The following is a 15545-nucleotide window of genomic DNA, read 5'->3' on the forward strand; positions in this document are numbered from 1 at the left end:
CCGCGCAAGGGGGAATGAATCGGTCGCCCGCGTGGCTGTTCCGGGGGCGACCGATCGCTGTGGGAGGTTGGGTGCAGAGCGAAGAGATCCGTACGTACGCCGAGGCGGTCGATGATGCGGAGGCCGCGTCCCTGGGCCGGGCCCGTATGGCCGACGGCAGACGGATCGAGCTGACCGTGGATGAGCTGGTGCAGCTGGTCGGTGCCGAAGCCACGGGTGAGCCGGGCAGGGGCCCGCATGGTGCGGTCGGCGCCGTCTAACGGTGGGGCGAGCGCACCTCGTTGTTGTCATCGGCGGCGGGAGGCATGTGTCGGCAGCGCGGCGCTCGGCCTGCTGGCGGCCGTCGCCATCGCCTTCGCCGGAGTGTGGGCGAGGGCACGATGACCGGCGGAGCGGGCACGGGCTGCCGTTGCGCGGCGGACGTCGAGCGGAGTCGGTACCGGCGGGGGCACCGGCGTCACGTGGGCCGCGGCGAGGTTGCGCTTGGGGATCTCGGCCTCGTACCGAGGCACCGGGGCGGGGTCGGCGAGGACGGTGGCGGTGGCGGCGATCAGGTGCGAGGGGGTGTGGGTGGTGAACGTCGCGTGCCAGCTGGAGCGGTAGCCGTCGCGTCCGCCACTGGCGCTCCATCGGTACTGGTAGCCGGACAGCTCGGCCTGATGATCCAGCGTCCCTCGGACATGGTTCATTTCCGCCAGGCCGTCGGGTGCGACGGAGACGCTGAGGTGTGGCCCTTTGTCGGTGCGCCAGCCGGCCTCGACGAGCGGCTGGAAGCCGTGGTCCCGGCCGGTGCCGCCGTAGAGGTAGGTGTCGTGGCCCTGCGCGTAGTCGTGGGCGAGGGCGGTGGTGAAGGCGGTGACGAGTTCCGTGGGCGTGTTGTTGTCGAAGGTGGCCAGCCAGCGGGGCGGGCCGAACGGATCGGAGTGCACCGCAATCTTCCACAGGGCGGTGTCTTCGCCTTCGGGGAGGTAGCCGAGCCGGATGTGCTGCTCGGGCGAGGTGACGTAGACGTTCGCCAGTTCGTCGTGGTGGAGGCGGAACCCCTGGTCGAGGAGCGGCTGGAGGGCGGGATCACCGGTGAAGGTGCTGCCGGCGAGGTAGACCGGGGAAACGTAGAAGTCCCCGTCAGGAGCGTGGGCGGGCATGGGTTTGGATCTCCGGGTGCGGTGTGGGGTTAGCGCTGACGGCGCGAGCCGGCGATGACGGGCGTGACGGGAGCGGATGCGGCTGGTGCAGGCTGGACTTGGTGCACCGCGTGGGTGGGCGAACTGCGGGCCAGCGCAGCCGTGCTGCGTGACCGCGCCTGGTCGGGTCGCAGGGGCTGGGTCTTGACCAGGGAGCGGTGGCGGTCGGGGATGAGGAATGCCGCGCGGACGACGGGCCTTGGGTCGGTCAGGGCGTTGGCCGCGGCGATCATGAGGTGCTCAGGGGTGGCCCGGCTGAAGTACGCCTGCCAGCTCGGCTTAGTGATGGGGTCGGGGCCGGCGGACATCCGCCATGTCGACTTCGCCGTGTCGAGCAGCTCGTCGTACTCGTGAAGCCAGCCGCTGCGTATCCGGAAGGCGGCGTGACCGTCGGGCGACACCGTGCGGAACGGCCGCGTGCCACGGACGGCCTCCCACTGATGACTGGTGAGCACGGTGGCAGGCGTGTGCCCGGTGTGGTGTTCGCCGCCGCTGAGGTAGTCGGCGAAGTGGTTGGGCAGCCCGGCGACGAGCGTGTCCGTGAAGGCCGCCACGATCTCTTGGGGGGTGTCGCGGTCGAAGGTGGTGATCCAGTCCGGTACGCCGAGCGGGTCCTCGGCATACGAGATCGTCCAGCCGCCGTAGTGGCTCTCCACCGCGTTGGCGATGCGCACCCGTTGGCAGGGGCTGGTGTAGTACGTGTCGCTGCCGAAGGCCAGGACCTTGGTCCAGCCTGCCGCGGAATCAAGGGCGTTGAAGACGGCGTGACCGGTGCCGGGGCCGGCGAGGTAGACGGGGGCGATCAGGACGTCGGTATCGGGGTCGGTGGTGGGCATGAGAACAGCTCCGGAGGGGGTGCACGGGCGCCCGCGCAGCTCGCACGGGAACGTGTGCGGGCGCCGGTGCGACGGCAGGGTCTGGCGGTGGGCATGTCGATCACCTGGTCCGTGAGGGGTGGGAGAGCGCCGTGATGTGTGTCGGGACAGGTGGCTGGGGTGCCGGGGCGTGGGAAAACAACCCCGGGAAGGCGAAGGGGGTTCGCTGTACGGCCGCGTTGGCCCGCGTCGTGCGGGCCGCTGCCGGCTCGGCGGGGGTGCGCTGCACAGCGACGGAGGGAGCCACCGACTCGAAAGCGGCCAGCTCCGCGTAGACCGGCCCGAGTGCCTGGGCGGCCGGCGTCAGGCCGTACGCCGCACGGAACGAGGGGCCGTTGCGGGTCAGGAGCTGATCCTCCTGGAGCTGCTGGAGGCGGTAATGAAAGGTGCCCGTGGCGAGTCCCGACGCCTTTCGCAGTTCGCCGTACGGAAGGGGGCCGTGTTCCGAGAGGGCGTGGAGGACCTCGACAGCCCCCTCGCCGCGCAGCTGGCGCAGGGCGTCCTCCGTGCGCTCCGCCTCGGCGACCGCCGGGCCGCTTCCACCGGCGTGTGTGCGGTGCCAGGAAGCGAGCGTGCGGTGCACGTTGTGCGCATTCCGGCCCCAGGGGGAGACTTCGTAGACCCCGTGCCCCGGTCGGTCCAGCAGGCCGTTGGCGTGCATTCGCCGCAGGATCTGCTGCGTGTTCTGGGTGCTGAGCCACGGCAGCGCCGCGGCGATCTTCGTGAAGCGCATCTGGCCGTGCTGCGCGACGGTCTGGAGCGTCCAGGTCGTCCAGCGGGGAGCGAGGCGGTCGATCGCTTTGCTGACGAGTGTGGCGTCGTGTGCCGATATGCGGTGGTCGGGCATGTCCAGTTCTCCGGGAGTCGGTCGGGGCGCTGTCGCGGGAGCGCGCAGAGCGCCCAGCAGGGCGGGTGAATTCGGGGGATCAGGAGCGGGTGCGCCGGCCCCGTGGCTGTGTGGCGGGGGTCGCCGGCGTCTGCGGATGGGTGGTGGTCCGGCTGCCGCTGCTGCCGTGGGGTGAGCGGGCCCTGGCGGCCTCGGCGCGACGTCCGAGAGGCTGTGTGGCGGCGGATGCCTCCCGTTCGCGCTCCAGTCGGCGCGCTGCGGTGCGGTAGGCGGCCTGGTCCTGGCGCTCGCCGACGGCCAGGAGGTAGATCTCCCTCTTGTGCTGGGAGGAGGCCGGGGCGTCGCGATACTGGATGACCAGCCGCCACCGGGTCTCCGGATCGACGTAGACCTTGTGGCAGCCCGCCAGCTCGCGGTGCAGAGCGGCGCCGCGCTCGTTGCCGTGGACCAGGTGCTGCAGTTCCAGCAGGGCCAGGTCACGGGTGTCTTCCGGGACGGACCGCAGGTCGGCGAGGGCCTCGGGATGAGCCGCGAAGGCGTACCGGGCCCGGCTCACGGCGCGCTCCGACGCACACGTGCCGGCGCAGCCGACGGCGATCGAGGCGGTATGACGGCAGCCGGCGGCACGGCGAGGCCACCGGAGTTGACCGTCGAGCGGGCACGGGCAGCCTCGGCCCGCAGGCCGACCGCGCCGTCGGGAGCCGGAGCCAGGGGAAGGGGAGTGGATCGCTCCCTCACCCAGGTGTCCGCGGCTTCGACGGAGGGGAAGGCACCCTCCCGCACCGTGTAGGAGCGGAAGTCCTTGGTGGTCTCCTCGAGGAAGACCCGGTACGGCGCGTGCGCGGAGGCGGGGTGGCTGTCGTGGACGAGGGTGCTGACCTCGATGCCGAAGTCGAAGGAGCACGGGTTGTCGGTGGAGTGGTCCAGGACCGTGTACCGATCGTCCGGATTGGCCCTGAGCATGTCCTCAAGTCGGGCCGTGAGCACGTCGGCTGGCCGCGGCCCGTGGTTCTTGGACACCTCCGCCGATTCGGCCGGGCAGCCCTGGCGGATGAGCCAGTTCTGCGCCAGGGGAATGACAGGGTGGCGCTCGTGCGCGAAGTCGAACGTGCGCTGGGCGGTGTCCCGGGTGATGTGCAGCGTGACGTACTCCGCCGTACCGGGGATGTCCCAGATCGCCGTCCGGTCGTACAGCAGTAGATAGGTGTCGCGGCCATCGGCGCTGTGGTGCTCGGCATGAGGCACGAGCATGTCGTCCGAGAGCGTCACCGAGCGGAAGTCGTCCTCGGTCTGTTCGGTGGCGGCTTCGAAGCCGTCGAGTTGGTAGTCCGGGCGCGGTGGTTCGTAGGAGTTGGCCATGTCAGACCCCGGCAGGCTCGGGCGAGGCCAGCAGGCGGTGGTTGGGCCGTGCCGGGCTGGTGGTGCACGCACCGAACGGGCCGTCCGGTGTGCGGAGTTGCAGCAGGGCCGGGTCGAGGTGGTCGCGGTGCCAGGTGGAGGGTCCGGCCAGGCCGGCCTCGACGTCGGTGAGCTGCTGCCAGGCCAGCCACAGGGCGTGCAGCCGGGCCACGGCCTCGGGGTGCTCGTGCCACTGCTGGCACCACGGGCGGCCGGTGGTGATTTCCCGCCCGTAGACCGGCAGCAGCAGGTGGTGCACCCAGGTCGTCAGCGCGGCGAGTTCCTCGGCGTACGCCTTGCCGTCGAGCGCCAGGATGAAGATGGAGGACGGCCCCTCAGCCCCGGGGGCAGCCGCATCGCTGCCCGCCGGGGCCGAGGCCGGCGTGTTCTCTTCCGTGTGAACGGGCTCGTCGTGTTCGCCGTCCTGCCGGGGTGGCTGTTCGTCGGTGAGCCGAGCGAGCGTCTCGCCCTGCTTGCGGCTCTCCGTGACGAGCTCTGTGACGGTGGCGACGAGGTCGTCCAGGTTGTGGTCCGGTATGCGTACCGGCTCGCTGTCGTGAGCGGGTTCAGACATCGATACCCCTTGGCGTGAACGTGTGGGGTGTCGAGGTTCCGGAGAAAGCACGGTTTGGCCATGCCGGGAATTTGGTGTAGACGGCGCAGGTCAGAGCGTTGTGCGGTGGCGGCAGGGCGGCCGTGGTGGGGCGAGGATCTGCAGGGCGCGGGCGGCCTGTTGCGGCACAACACCGTTGCTCAAGGCGGCCAGTTGGGCAGGGCGTCCGAGCCCTGGCGTGGCGGTTACCCAGCCGTGGTCAAGGCCCTGCATCCACTCCACGAACAGTGGGCTCAGGCGGCCCGCGTCATCGGTCGGCCGCGGCGCGGGGCGGGTGATCTTCTCCCATCGAGCGATGGCGGCGCCGTATGGCCCCCAGACCCCGGACCGGACTCCGCATCCGCCGGATCCGAGAACAGCGACAGCACCTCCGTCAGTGATGCCTCGCCGACGGCGCCCTTCCGTCCCCGCCCCGTGAGCATGCCCTTCGCACCGGACAGGTGTGAGGGCCGGGCCGCTGAGGTGGGCAGGAGCCACTCGACCTCGTCCGCCAGGTTCGGGCCGTGACCGCCCTGTTTCCGCTTCGACGGGTGCTGGCTGCCGCCATTGGTCGCCAGGTTGCTCGTCGGCGTCTTGAGCAGCGGCCGTTCGTCCGGAGGGCCAAGCGACGAGGAAAACCCGTGCTCGGTGATGGGGGGCTCCGACGTCGGAGGCGCGAAGCACGCACCAGCGTGCATCGAACCGGAGGTCGGCCAGGGAGCCGAGTACGGCACCGAGTGCGCGCACAGGAGGCGGGCTTGTGCCGTCTCCCAGACACCACGGGCAGGGTTCCACGTCGCCAGGGGAACCGGCGGGGGAGGACAAGAGTCCTCGGACATTCTCGATCACCACCAGGCACGGGTTGAGGGCGTCGATGACACGGACGACGTGGTTCCACAGGCCGGACCGGGTGCCGTCAGCCAGTCCGGCGCGGCGGCCGGCGACCGAAACGTCTTTGACAGGGGAAACCGGCCGTCAGGACGCAGACTCCGGGGACGTCGGCCCAGTTGACGGTCGTGATGTCGCCGAGGTTGGGCACGGCCGGCCAATGGCGGGACAGGATCCGGGACGCCCCCGGATCGATCTCGGCATGCCAAGCAAGCGTGCCGCCGCCCAGGGCGGCCTGGACGCCCAGGTCCAAGCCGCCGTATCCGGAGCACAGACTCCCGATCAACGGCGAGGGCGGCGGCACCGTCAGGTCAGCGGGCATGGCGGGGGGCAGGGGTGTCGGCGAGCCGGGTGGGCGTTGGTGCGGGGGCGTTGGGCTCGGGAGGGATCCGGTAGATCGAGTTCGTCGGGCGGGCTGACCGGCTCAGTGCTGCCAGGATGCGTGGCGGAGTGCCGTCGATACGGTCGGCCGAGCCCCGCAGCGTGTTGGCGGCTTCCTTCAGATCGTCGCGGACGTAGATCATCCGCTCTTGGAAGACGCAGAATGCGGCCAGCCGGGCATCCCGAAGGTCCGCGGTGGCGGGGGCTTCGGCGAAGCGGCGCAGGGATCCGAGCTGGGCGTATGCCTGGGTGTAGTTCTCCATGGCGCGTCCGGCGGGTACCGAGGCCGAGGTGTAGGCGTCGATGACCAGTCCGAGGTCGAGCTCGGGGGAGTCGTATTCCGCGCTGTACCGGACGGCCTCCGACAAGTCCTTGGTCAATCCCGCCAGGGTGGCCAGCTGCTTGGATGCGGTCGTGAGATTGGGAAGCCCGCTCGGTGCCCCGGGAACGCTGATTTCGGTGCGCAGCTCGTCGAACTCGTGGGCAACGGCGTACAGCTCTTCTCGCTCCAGGCCGGCTCGGCCAGTGTGATCGGTCATGACTGACTCCGGCGGTGAGGACGGTCGAGGACAGCGGAACGCGAGGCCGCGGTGGATGCCGCCGCAGGGGCGGCGTTTGAGAGGCGAGGGCGGCTGCGCGATCGGGCCGCTTCGATGCGGGCAGCAGGCGGGGCGGCGGCCGGTTGGCCGGCGGCGCGGCTCGGCTCGGCCTGGGTTCCGGTGGCGATGCGCCAGCGGCGGCGGACTTCCTCCAGCGGACCGAGTGCGTGGAGGGCGTAGCCGATCAGCTGCCCCGGTGCCAGCGACTCGTCGTCGGCCAGCGCCCGCACCTGGCGGGCCGAGGCGGCTGCCGTCCGCACGAGGGAGGCTCGCACGACCTGCTCGCCGACGTACTCCGCCGACCCTGCGAACGCCGAGGGGTCGCAGATCCGCAGCACGCGTCCGGCATCGAGGGTTCGGTCGGCCAGGGCGCCGCGGCGTTGGGTCTCCCACAGCACGGTCAGCTGGTCGATGGGCTCGCCCCGGTGGTGCAGGGCCCCCAGGGACCGGTAGATCTGCTGATGGCCGGCGTCGGCGAAATCGCCGGGGTGGAGCCAGCCCACGACCTCGTCCAGCTTCTGGGGACGCGCGCTGAGGCATCCGAGGAGGAACTCCTCATTGGCCAGGAGCTGTTCATCCACCGCCTGTGGATGAGCAGGAGGAGGCGGTATCGATGCTGGGGGTGCTATGGGCCGGGGCTCGCCGCCCCAGCGGCGTGCGAGATCGGCCAGCACCTCGGACAGAACGTGGGCGTGGTGCACCGTCTCCTCAGCGCCGCCGCGGATGGCGTCGGCGCGGGCGGTCTGGTGCAGTCGTGTGGCGTGCTGGGCGACGCTGCGGTGGATGGCACCCTCCAGCACCATCCGTCCGTAGATCGCTGCGTGCTCCGGACGTGGACAAGCCGCTACCAGGGAGTGCGCGTAGGAGGCGGTCAGGCCCCGGGTGTGCTTGCTGGCCTCGGTGACCGTGTCGGTCATCCATGACATCGGTACGGGGCCGGCGTCCTCGGTTTTCGAGGCGGGGTGGTCGTCGGATCGGAGCCTGAGCATTGCGGTGTAGATCGCAGCGTGTGCCGGGCGGGAGAAGTGCTCCGGCCGTAGCCAGGGGGAGAGCTGGTCGAGCTGGCCGGGAGCCAGGAAGACTGCTCCAAGGACTGCCTGCTCGGCTTGGACGAGCGGCGTCACCGTTGAACCTCGCGTACGGGAGTGTCGGAAGCTTCGCGTCCGTTGGGCAGATCAGCGACGGCACGGTTGGCGGCGGCCATGTCGGTGGCGAAGCGGTCCAGTTCGCCCGTGAAGGCCGGGTCGGAGGTGAGTACGGCTCCGGAGGGCGATACGAGCCACCAACGGCCGCCGCGGCGTACGACGGGAGCGTCGGCCAGCCGCTCGGATTGGCTGAGCGAAGCCCAGGACGGTGCGGGGTGTGGCATGGAGAGCACCTCGTGAAGAAGGCGAAGGCCAAGAAGTGGATCGGGCGGGCGGCGCGGCGCGAGGGCCGCGCCGCGCGGTCTCGCCCGGGTACGGAGTTGAGCGGAGCCGGTCATGCCGCGGGAGTGAAGTCGTCCTGGCGCAGTGCCTTGGCGGCAGCGCGTTCGCTGATCGCGGCCGTGGCCTTGGCGGACGCGGCGCCCAACTTCTTGGCGTCGCGGCCCTTGTACCAGGGCTTGAGGTCGATGCGTGCGAGGCGGATACCGGTGGCCATCAACACGGCGGTGCCCTTGGGCATCGCGCGGAGCACGTCCAGCGGGAGCACGCGCTCCTGGCGCATCGAGACGGAGGTGGACTTGCCCGACTCGCCGGTGGAGACCGAGACCGTGCGGACGTCGTGCTCACCGCCGAGGCGTGAGATCTTGTCGGCGAAGTCGGCGTCGTCCATGCCCGAGCCGATCACCTTGATCGTCGCGGCGGAGAGCAGGGCGTCCATGCCGGACTGGCCCCAGACGCGGACGCCCTGCTGGTAGGACTGGAGGATCGTCATCGGGATGACGCCGCGGGAGCCGAGATGCGAGTACAGGTCCGGCAGGTCGGCGATCTTGCAGACGTTGGCGGCCTCGTCCAGGATCGCCAGCAGCGGAGCATCCAGACGCCCGCCATCGCGTTCGGCCTGGGCGACAGCAGTGCGCATGACGGCGTCGGCGGCTGCGGCGATGATCGCCGAGGCGGAGCCACCGCCGTCCTTCGACAGCAGATACAAGGTGTCCTTGCTGGTCGCGAATGCCTCCGGCTTGAACTCCCGTATCTTGGCAAGGCTCTTGGGCGGGGTGACCCAGGCGGCGATGCCGGGGTCGAGGAGGCAGCTGGCGTACTGCCGGGCGGTTTCGAAGATGCCGTCGCGGGTTTCGACGGCGCCGGCCACGGTGCCCTGGAGCTGGGCGGCGACTGCGTCGAACCCGGCGTCCTGGAGCAGATCGATCGCCGTGCGGTCGGCCGGCGAGGCCAGCCAGGTCAGGACATCGGTGATGGGGCGTCGAGCTTGGGCGGCGGCCAGGAAGAACGCGGTGAGGGTGTTGGCGGCGGCCGTGGACCAGAAGTCGCCCGCGCTGGATTCGTCGACGGAGGCGGTGACGAAGTGCCCGGCGAGCCGCCGGGCCCCGGCGAGATCGCGGGCGTCGGCGAGGATGTCCCACCACATGGTCTGTGGCGCGTGGGCGATCTGCTGCGGATCCAGCGTCCACACCGTACCGACCTCGGCGCGGGCGTCGATGGTTGCGGTGTAGGCGTCGCGTGCCGCCTTGTTGGAGGTCAGCAGCACGGGGCCGGGGGCGCGCAGGATGGCGGGGATGGCCAGGCCGGAGGTTTTGCCGGAGCGGGGGGCCATGATCGCCAGGATCACGTCCTCCCAGGAGGAGCGGAGTTCGTCCTTGCCCGGTTTGAAGGTGCCCAGCAGGACGCCCCGGTCGTCGGGGGCGATGTCCTTGGGCTTTTTGCCCGCGAGGCTGGGGCGCAGGTCGATGGCCTTGGCGGCGATCTGCTTGGCCAGCAGAGGCTCCAGGTCACGTCGGGTGGCCAGTCCCGACGGGCTGTTGCGGAAGCGCAGCCAGACCTTCGCGGCTTCGACGGCGGTGGCTATGAGGACGAGGGCGGGCAGGACGTAGCAGCCGGTGATCAGGGCGGGCTGCGGCAGATGAGGCCAGACCCGCGCCGGATGGAGCAACGTTTCTTCAGGGCGGTAGGCGGCCCAAGGATCGGATCCTGCGACGGCGTTGGTGAGGTTGCCGAACAGCCAGGCCAGTGAGCCTCCTGCCATGCCGAGCCCGGCGACGGCGAGCAGGAGGTAGAGGAGGAGGTCGGTACCGGTCGTGGTCGAGGGCGTGCTGGTGCGTGGGGACGACAAGGTGAGTTCCAGGTGGCGCGGCGCGGTGACGGATGGCGGGGCGGCGCGTTGTTCTGGTGATCACGAGGGCTCCTGGAGGTTGTTGAAGGAGGTGGTCTACGGGCGGCGGGAGGCGGCGGTCTGTGTGCTCGTCGCCGTGTGCGTGTCGGTGGTCGGGCTGGTGGGCCAGCCAAGGTGGTCCAGGCGGCGCTCGCGGATCTCGGCCCATGTGGCGGCGAGCGTGGAATCGCAGACGAGGTAGGAGGCGATGTCGGTGTAGTGGCCCGCATGGAACAGATGGACCATGGCCTGGGTGGCACGGGCCTTCTGCTCCGCCTCGCTCAGCCCCTCGGGCACGCGCAGACGGAAGGCCGTGGGCGTCCTTTCGAAGCCGCAGGCCAGGAAGATCCGGCGGGCGCAGTTGTTGCGGCAGTCGGCGATGACCGCTCCGCTGGTCGGGTCGCGGTAGATCTCGGCTTCCCGTCCGTACACCTCGTTCAGGGAGGAGATGCAGCGGGACAGGAATCGGCTGATGCGGGACATCGGACGGCCTTTCTGAAGAAGAGCTGGTGGCGGGTCAGGCAGCGAGCTGGGCGGTCAAGGCGCCGGCGTAGTGGTCACATGCGGAGCGTGCGTGGAAGGTGTCCTGATGGATCCGGGCCCAGCGCCCGTCCTGGCGGATCACGTTGGCGACGAGATCCACCGAGCGGTTCCCCCAGCGAAGCGCGAGCCACCGGCAGGCGGCCGTGTCGCCGACGGGCTCGATCCCCGTGGCGGCGACGATGTCCTTCACCAGTGCCGCCCACTGCTCGTCGGACAGGACGCGGCCGGTGTCGTTGACCACGGAGCAGTGCCAGGCGGGACGGGTCGGCCGTCGTCCGGTGCGCTGCTGGCGTGCATGGAGAGGCTCATCGAGCAGCTGTGCCAGGTGCGTGAGGGAGAGCGCGTTCGCCGCCTCCAGGTGCGGCGACCAGGCGGCGAGGAGGTAGGGCTCGAAGCCTTCCTCGCGGTTGGCGTGGAGCGTGGTGAGGAGTGCTGCGGTGTCGGCGGAGCGCCGTATGTGGCAGTCGAAGGACGGATGCACGGCAGAGCCTTTCGGGGGTTAGAAGTGGGGGTTTTCGTTCGGCCGGTCGCTCTCGGTGGCGGCGGCCAGCAGCTCGGGCAGGTCGGCGGGGTCGGCGTCGCGCTGGTCGATCCACCAGCTGGCGCGGGTCAGGGGTCGCACCGCGTCCTCGATGGCCTCCCACTCGGATTCGCTGGTGGTGCCTTCGAGGACGAGGGCGGCGTAGGCGGCGGAGACGAGCTGATGGCGGCAGCGGGTGCCCCAGGCGACGGCACGGTCGGTGCCCTCCAGCGGCGGCATGCGGTACTGCTCGGACCACTCATCGGCCTCGGCCTGCTCGGCGGCCCGCTTCTTCGCCAGCCACTCGGCCTTCGACTCGGCATCCTCGCCCCGGGTGGCCCGCCAGCAGTCGGTGCAGTCCCGTGCCGAGAGCCAGCGGGCGTAGCCGGCACGCCGGTCGGCCGGACGGTCGGAGAGGTCGGCCTCGGTGGTGTGTCCGCAGGTGTGGTCGATGGTCCACAGTGTCTTGACGGGCATGACAGGGACTCCTTGTTCTGTGATCGAAAGGGGTGGTCAGCGTGTACGGCGGGGGCTGGGCGGCGCGGCTGTGGAGCGGGGTGCTTCTTCCGGGGCCGCAGGTAGGTCGGCTGGTCGCTTCGGTGAGGACCTCACGGCCGCGCGGGCACGGGCGGTGTGCGTGACGGAGGGGATCTTGTGCTGCTTCGGGAGCGGTACGTCCGCCAGAGGCGGGGCATCCTTGGGTGTCACATCCGGCGTGACCGACAGGTCGAGTTGTGCGTCGGCCAACCGGTCGCCGAGGAAGGCGACATGGTGCGCGATCGTGCGCAGGTGCTGGCCAAGCTCCCGGCCGCCCGGGGTATCGAGTCGTTCGCACCAGGCGGCGGCGGTGTCGATGAACTCCTCCAGATCGCCGACGGCACCGTGGTGCTCATCGAGGATCTGCTCCAGAACTTCGGCGACGTCGGCCGAACGACGCAGCTCGTGCAGCTCGCCGGTCAGCGCGGTCAACGACTGCCCAGGCTGCGTCTTGCGCGCAGCCACGCCGTCCGGTGTCGGGACGGGAGGCGGCACCATGATGCGGGGATCGGCGGCGACGGTATGGCCGGCGTCCTGGAATTCGCGGGTGGCGGCGGCCACGGTCCGGACCGCCGTGTTGTGGGGTGTGCCCTCCGGCAGGAGATAGACATCCAGGCCATGGCTGTAGCGGAAGTGGTGCTTGCGCAGGACCTCGCCCAGGTGCGGCCGGTCATCCACTACCGCGGCGGCCACACCAAGATCGGGGTGGAATCCGAAGGCGACGTCGGGGTTGTTGGGGAGGTTCATCGCGAAGGCTCCTTCGAGGCAGGGGCGTTAGCGGGCGCGGACCGGCTGCTGGGTGGTGGAGGGCGGGCGGTAAGCGACGGTGGCGGCTGGCTGCTGCGGCAGTGCGGCGCCTGCACGGGCCGGGGAGATGGCGGTGGCTGCCTGAGCGCGGTGCTGCATCATCGACAGCCTCGGGTCACGACGCTCGTTGCCGGGCAGCGCGTAGAAGGCGTCGAACGCGCGGCCGGTGTGCTCCAGCCGTGCCTCGACGTAGCGCAGATCGCCTTCGCCACGGAGCAGCAGGCCCTCGCGGGTACGTACGTCGGTGCCGACCGCGTGCAGCGTGCCCTCACGGTCACGCACCTGGTCGTGCACGACGATCTGAGCAGCCCGTATGTCAGCGTCGAGAGCGCGGGCGGAAGCGAAGGCCGCCTGCCCGGCACTGGGCAGCTGTGCGGCGGAACGATTCTCCAGTCGGCCAAGACCTTGGCTGGTGGTGAGCGGGGTGTGGGGATTGATGTCGTATGTGGCGTCGGAGGTGACGGTGTACTGCGCCGCGCGTAGGGACTGGACTGCCTGTTGTCCTCGGCGGGTCGCATCGCGGTTCGGCTCGGTGAGGGCGTAGAGATTGCTGCCGGGCAGCCGCTCGAAGCCGACCCGCCGCAGCATGTGGTCGGCGACGTGGTTTTCGTGCGAAGCCGCTGCCACGACGCCGAAGCGGTCGTGGTGGCTGACGGTGATGTGCGGACGTGTTTCTGCCACGAGAAGTGCACCTCGCAGAGGTTGGGGCCGTGCGGACGACGAGGATGCGGCCCGAAGACGGGTTTGGTGATGCCGGAAAAATGCGCTAGCGCGAGCGAGGCCGACGGCCGTGCCCCCGCAGGGCGATGGGTCGCGCGGCGGACTCCGCTGGCGTGGGGATGTTGCTGAACGGGCGTGTGGCCAAAGGGATGTCGCCGCGGGAGGCGTTGTCCTTCGCCGCGTCGACGTACAGCTGGACGAGCCGACGTACGGCACGGCGGATGGTGGACTGCAAAGGCATGGAACCGATTCCTTCGATGCTTGGTAGAGACGGCGGAGGGAGCCGAAGTGCGGCTTCGGCTCCCTCCGAGGCATGAGCCGGCCAGCGGATGCGTCAGGCGGACATCCGGGCGTCTGTGTCGAACAGCTCGCGTTCGCGCGGGTGGAGGAGATGCTGAGTAATGAACGACCTGCCTGCGACCTTCCACAGGCCACGCCCCTTGGTGAGGGCGGACACGGCCTGGGTCTCGACGCCGGTCAGCCCCAGTAGGGCCGCGGCGGAGGTGAGTTGGTCGGCTTCCTGGCGGTAGATGATGCGGGTTGAGCAGTCGGTGAGCAGACCCTCGGCCAGTGCCCGGCCCCGGGAGCCGGCATCGCCTGCGGTCAGCAGGTCGCTGAGGCGGTGGATCACCATGAGGTTGGCGATGCCCAGACCACGTGAGAGCTTCCACTGGCTCTGCATGCGCTCCAGCAGGGCGACGTGCCGCATAACGCGCCATGCCTCGTCGTAGATCACCCAGCGCCGTCCGCCAGTGGGGTCGGCGAGTGCGGACTCCATCCATGCCGAGGCGCAGGTCATGGCCAGGACGAGCGCGGTGTCGTCGCCGGCACCGCCCAGGCGCGACAGATCGATGGACAGCATCGGCGCACTGGGGTCGAAGGCCACGGTGCTGGGGGTGTCGAACATCCCGGCCAGGTCACCGTGCACGAGCCTGCGCAGCGCGTGGGCCAGGTCTTCGGCGGCGTGCCCCAGCCGCCCGGTCAGCTCGCCGAGCGCACAGTCGAGCCGCTCAGGGGAACCGAGCACGTGCGCGACATCGCCCAGCAGCGGGGTGGTGCCGTTGGCCTCGGCGTGAGCGACGGTCTGGTCGAGCGCCACATCCAAAGCGGTGTGCTCCATCGGGTGCAGATCCCGCCGCAGGACTGTCTTCGCGAGTGAACCGAGAAGAAGCAGGCGCCGCTTGCGGACCTCGTTGGCCCAGTCCTCCTCGCTGACGCCGTGCGGCCTGGCGGGTGCGTCCAGGGGGTTGAGGCGTCCAGGCAGGCCGGGGCCGAGGGCGATGGTCTGGCCGCCCAGCTCCTGGGCGACGACGGTCCACTCGCCCTTGGGGTCGCAGGGGACGTAGATCCGGTAGCCGAAGGCCACGGCCCGCAGGGCGAGGGACTTGGCCAGGGCGGACTTGCCCATACCGATGATCCCGGCGAGCAGGATGTTCGGATTCGTGAACCCGTCGAGACGCCCGTACAGCGCGAACGGGTCGTAGGTGAAGGCCGCCTCGGCGTGGACATCGCGGCCGATGTAGATCCCCTGGGCGCCGAGGCCGCCCTCGGCGAGGAACGGATACGCGCCGCTTGCGGTGGCAGTTGTCATCCGGTGGGCGGGGAGCTTGAGATGGCCGCCGCGGGCTGAGTACCGGCCGGGTCGGCCGGCGGCTGGGTAGGTGGCTCGCAGCTCGGGGTCGATGCCCGGTTCGGCGCGGCGGGCTTGGGGACGTGCGGCATGGCGGGCCTGGTCGCGGGCGGCAGCGAACTGGACACGGGCGGTGCGGGCGGTGCGGCGGTCGCTTTTGCGGGGGACGAACAGCGGACTGGCGCTGGCGCGGTCTCGGGTGTGGTTGGACATGACGGGTGCTCCAGCAGGTCAGTGGCGGGTCAGGCCGGTGAACGGGTCGCGCAGATCAGCCGGGGTGTGGTCACGGCGGACGTGCGCGGCGGTAGCCAGGTGGCGCTGGCAGATGGTCAGTTCGGGCGCGCCTTCGGGAAGCCGCGCCCGGCACGCCTCCCGCGTGCGGGGTCGGCCGGTGCCGGGGTGGGCGGCTGCGTGGTAGGCATCGTGGAGGTGTTCGGCGGCCTGCCACAGCCGGATCCGGCAGGCCCGCAGGTGATCGCCCTCGGCCTCGGCCACCGGAGAGGTTCGGGCGGTGTGGGCGTCGAGCAGGCCGTACAGGGCGGTGAGGTGGGCGTGGAGGGCGTCCAGCTCGGTGCGGTGTGCGGCCATGGGCCCGGCGGGGACGTTGATCGCCCGGTGGAAGTCGAGCGCCGCGGTGGCGAACGGAACGAAGTCCGCAGCCAGGTCGGGCAGGGGTTCGGTCGGCATGGGGGAGGCCCTTCGTGGAGCGCGC

Annotated in this window: 21 protein-coding genes; 1 reads left to right on the top strand and 20 read right to left on the bottom strand. The window is 70.6% G+C overall.

All coding sequences use genetic code 11. From position 1 onward, the window contains the following. Window positions 1–71: 71 nt before the first annotated feature. The gene (locus tag ACFY12_RS24915; RefSeq protein ID WP_390718097.1) at window positions 72–260 is read left to right on the top strand and encodes a hypothetical protein; all 189 of its coding nucleotides are present in this window, start codon (window positions 72–74) and stop codon (window positions 258–260) included. Window positions 261–287: 27 nt separating this feature from the next. Here the strand turns inward: ACFY12_RS24915 and ACFY12_RS24920 are convergent, their stop codons facing one another. The 20 genes from ACFY12_RS24920 to ACFY12_RS25015 all read right to left on the bottom strand — a co-directional run bounded on the left by ACFY12_RS24920 (window position 288) and on the right by ACFY12_RS25015 (window position 15520). Continuing rightward, window positions 288–1145 carry a DUF317 domain-containing protein gene (locus ACFY12_RS24920; protein WP_390718098.1) on the bottom strand — a complete coding sequence of 286 codons (858 nt, stop codon included), beginning with the start codon at window positions 1143–1145 and terminating at the stop codon, window positions 288–290. Between the two features lie 29 nt (window positions 1146–1174). Further along, on the bottom strand, window positions 1175–2020 hold the full coding sequence (locus ACFY12_RS24925; RefSeq protein ID WP_390718099.1) for a DUF317 domain-containing protein: 846 nt from the start codon (window positions 2018–2020) through the stop codon (window positions 1175–1177). Between the two features lie 100 nt (window positions 2021–2120). Beyond that, window positions 2121–2906: a winged helix-turn-helix transcriptional regulator gene (locus ACFY12_RS24930; protein WP_390718100.1), complete on the bottom strand. Its 786-nt coding sequence runs from the start codon at window positions 2904–2906 to the stop codon at window positions 2121–2123. Between the two features lie 79 nt (window positions 2907–2985). Continuing rightward, window positions 2986–3462 (bottom strand): type II toxin-antitoxin system RelE/ParE family toxin, encoded by a 477-nt coding sequence (locus ACFY12_RS24935; protein WP_390718101.1) that lies wholly within the window; start codon window positions 3460–3462, stop codon window positions 2986–2988. After that, on the bottom strand, window positions 3459–4265 hold the full coding sequence (locus ACFY12_RS24940; RefSeq protein ID WP_390718102.1) for a hypothetical protein: 807 nt from the start codon (window positions 4263–4265) through the stop codon (window positions 3459–3461). The genes ACFY12_RS24935 and ACFY12_RS24940 overlap by 4 nt, the downstream gene beginning before the upstream one ends. Before the next feature lies 1 nt (window position 4266). Further along, a complete protein-coding gene (locus ACFY12_RS24945; protein WP_390718103.1) occupies window positions 4267–4878 on the bottom strand; it encodes a DUF4913 domain-containing protein in 612 nt (203 codons plus the stop codon). 90 nt (window positions 4879–4968) lie between these two features. Next, complete coding sequence (locus ACFY12_RS24950; protein ID WP_390718222.1) at window positions 4969–5820, bottom strand: DNA cytosine methyltransferase; 852 nt, start codon at window positions 5818–5820, stop codon at window positions 4969–4971. Further along, on the bottom strand, window positions 5813–6106 hold the full coding sequence (locus tag ACFY12_RS24955) for a DNA cytosine methyltransferase (protein WP_390718104.1): 294 nt from the start codon (window positions 6104–6106) through the stop codon (window positions 5813–5815). The genes ACFY12_RS24950 and ACFY12_RS24955 overlap by 8 nt, the downstream gene beginning before the upstream one ends. Next, on the bottom strand, window positions 6096–6704 hold the full coding sequence (locus ACFY12_RS24960) for a hypothetical protein (RefSeq protein WP_390718105.1): 609 nt from the start codon (window positions 6702–6704) through the stop codon (window positions 6096–6098). The genes ACFY12_RS24955 and ACFY12_RS24960 overlap by 11 nt, the downstream gene beginning before the upstream one ends. Continuing rightward, window positions 6701–7888 carry a DnaB-like helicase N-terminal domain-containing protein gene (locus ACFY12_RS24965; RefSeq protein WP_390718106.1) on the bottom strand — a complete coding sequence of 396 codons (1188 nt, stop codon included), beginning with the start codon at window positions 7886–7888 and terminating at the stop codon, window positions 6701–6703. Before ACFY12_RS24965 ends, ACFY12_RS24960 begins: the two co-directional genes overlap by 4 nt. Next, window positions 7885–8133, bottom strand: coding sequence for a hypothetical protein (locus ACFY12_RS24970; RefSeq protein WP_390718107.1), 249 nt, complete (start codon window positions 8131–8133; stop codon window positions 7885–7887). The genes ACFY12_RS24965 and ACFY12_RS24970 overlap by 4 nt, the downstream gene beginning before the upstream one ends. A gap of 110 nt (window positions 8134–8243) precedes the next feature. Further along, a complete protein-coding gene (locus ACFY12_RS24975; protein ID WP_390718108.1) occupies window positions 8244–10037 on the bottom strand; it encodes a type IV secretory system conjugative DNA transfer family protein in 1794 nt (597 codons plus the stop codon). 96 nt (window positions 10038–10133) lie between these two features. After that, entirely contained in the window at window positions 10134–10559 is a 426-nt protein-coding gene (locus ACFY12_RS24980) for a hypothetical protein (protein ID WP_390718109.1), read from the bottom strand. A 34-nt stretch (window positions 10560–10593) separates the two neighbouring features. Further along, a complete protein-coding gene (locus tag ACFY12_RS24985; protein ID WP_384093910.1) occupies window positions 10594–11100 on the bottom strand; it encodes a hypothetical protein in 507 nt (168 codons plus the stop codon). An 18-nt stretch (window positions 11101–11118) separates the two neighbouring features. Further along, window positions 11119–11616, bottom strand: a complete 498-nt coding sequence (locus ACFY12_RS24990) for a hypothetical protein (protein ID WP_384093913.1) — start codon at window positions 11614–11616, stop codon at window positions 11119–11121. A gap of 36 nt (window positions 11617–11652) precedes the next feature. Continuing rightward, window positions 11653–12423, bottom strand: coding sequence for a hypothetical protein (locus ACFY12_RS24995; protein WP_390718110.1), 771 nt, complete (start codon window positions 12421–12423; stop codon window positions 11653–11655). Between the two features lie 27 nt (window positions 12424–12450). After that, window positions 12451–13164, bottom strand: coding sequence for a hypothetical protein (locus ACFY12_RS25000; RefSeq protein ID WP_390718111.1), 714 nt, complete (start codon window positions 13162–13164; stop codon window positions 12451–12453). Between the two features lie 85 nt (window positions 13165–13249). Beyond that, window positions 13250–13444 (bottom strand): hypothetical protein, encoded by a 195-nt coding sequence (locus ACFY12_RS25005; RefSeq protein WP_390718112.1) that lies wholly within the window; start codon window positions 13442–13444, stop codon window positions 13250–13252. Window positions 13445–13537: 93 nt separating this feature from the next. Next, window positions 13538–15046 carry an ATP-binding protein gene (locus ACFY12_RS25010; protein WP_390718113.1) on the bottom strand — a complete coding sequence of 503 codons (1509 nt, stop codon included), beginning with the start codon at window positions 15044–15046 and terminating at the stop codon, window positions 13538–13540. 18 nt (window positions 15047–15064) lie between these two features. Beyond that, a complete protein-coding gene (locus ACFY12_RS25015; protein WP_390718114.1) occupies window positions 15065–15520 on the bottom strand; it encodes a DUF6238 family protein in 456 nt (151 codons plus the stop codon). Window positions 15521–15545: the final 25 nt, after the last annotated feature.

This window comes from Streptomyces sp. NPDC001339 (genome assembly GCF_042895955.1).
In the GTDB taxonomy this organism is placed as follows: Bacteria; Actinomycetota; Actinomycetes; order Streptomycetales; family Streptomycetaceae; genus Streptomyces.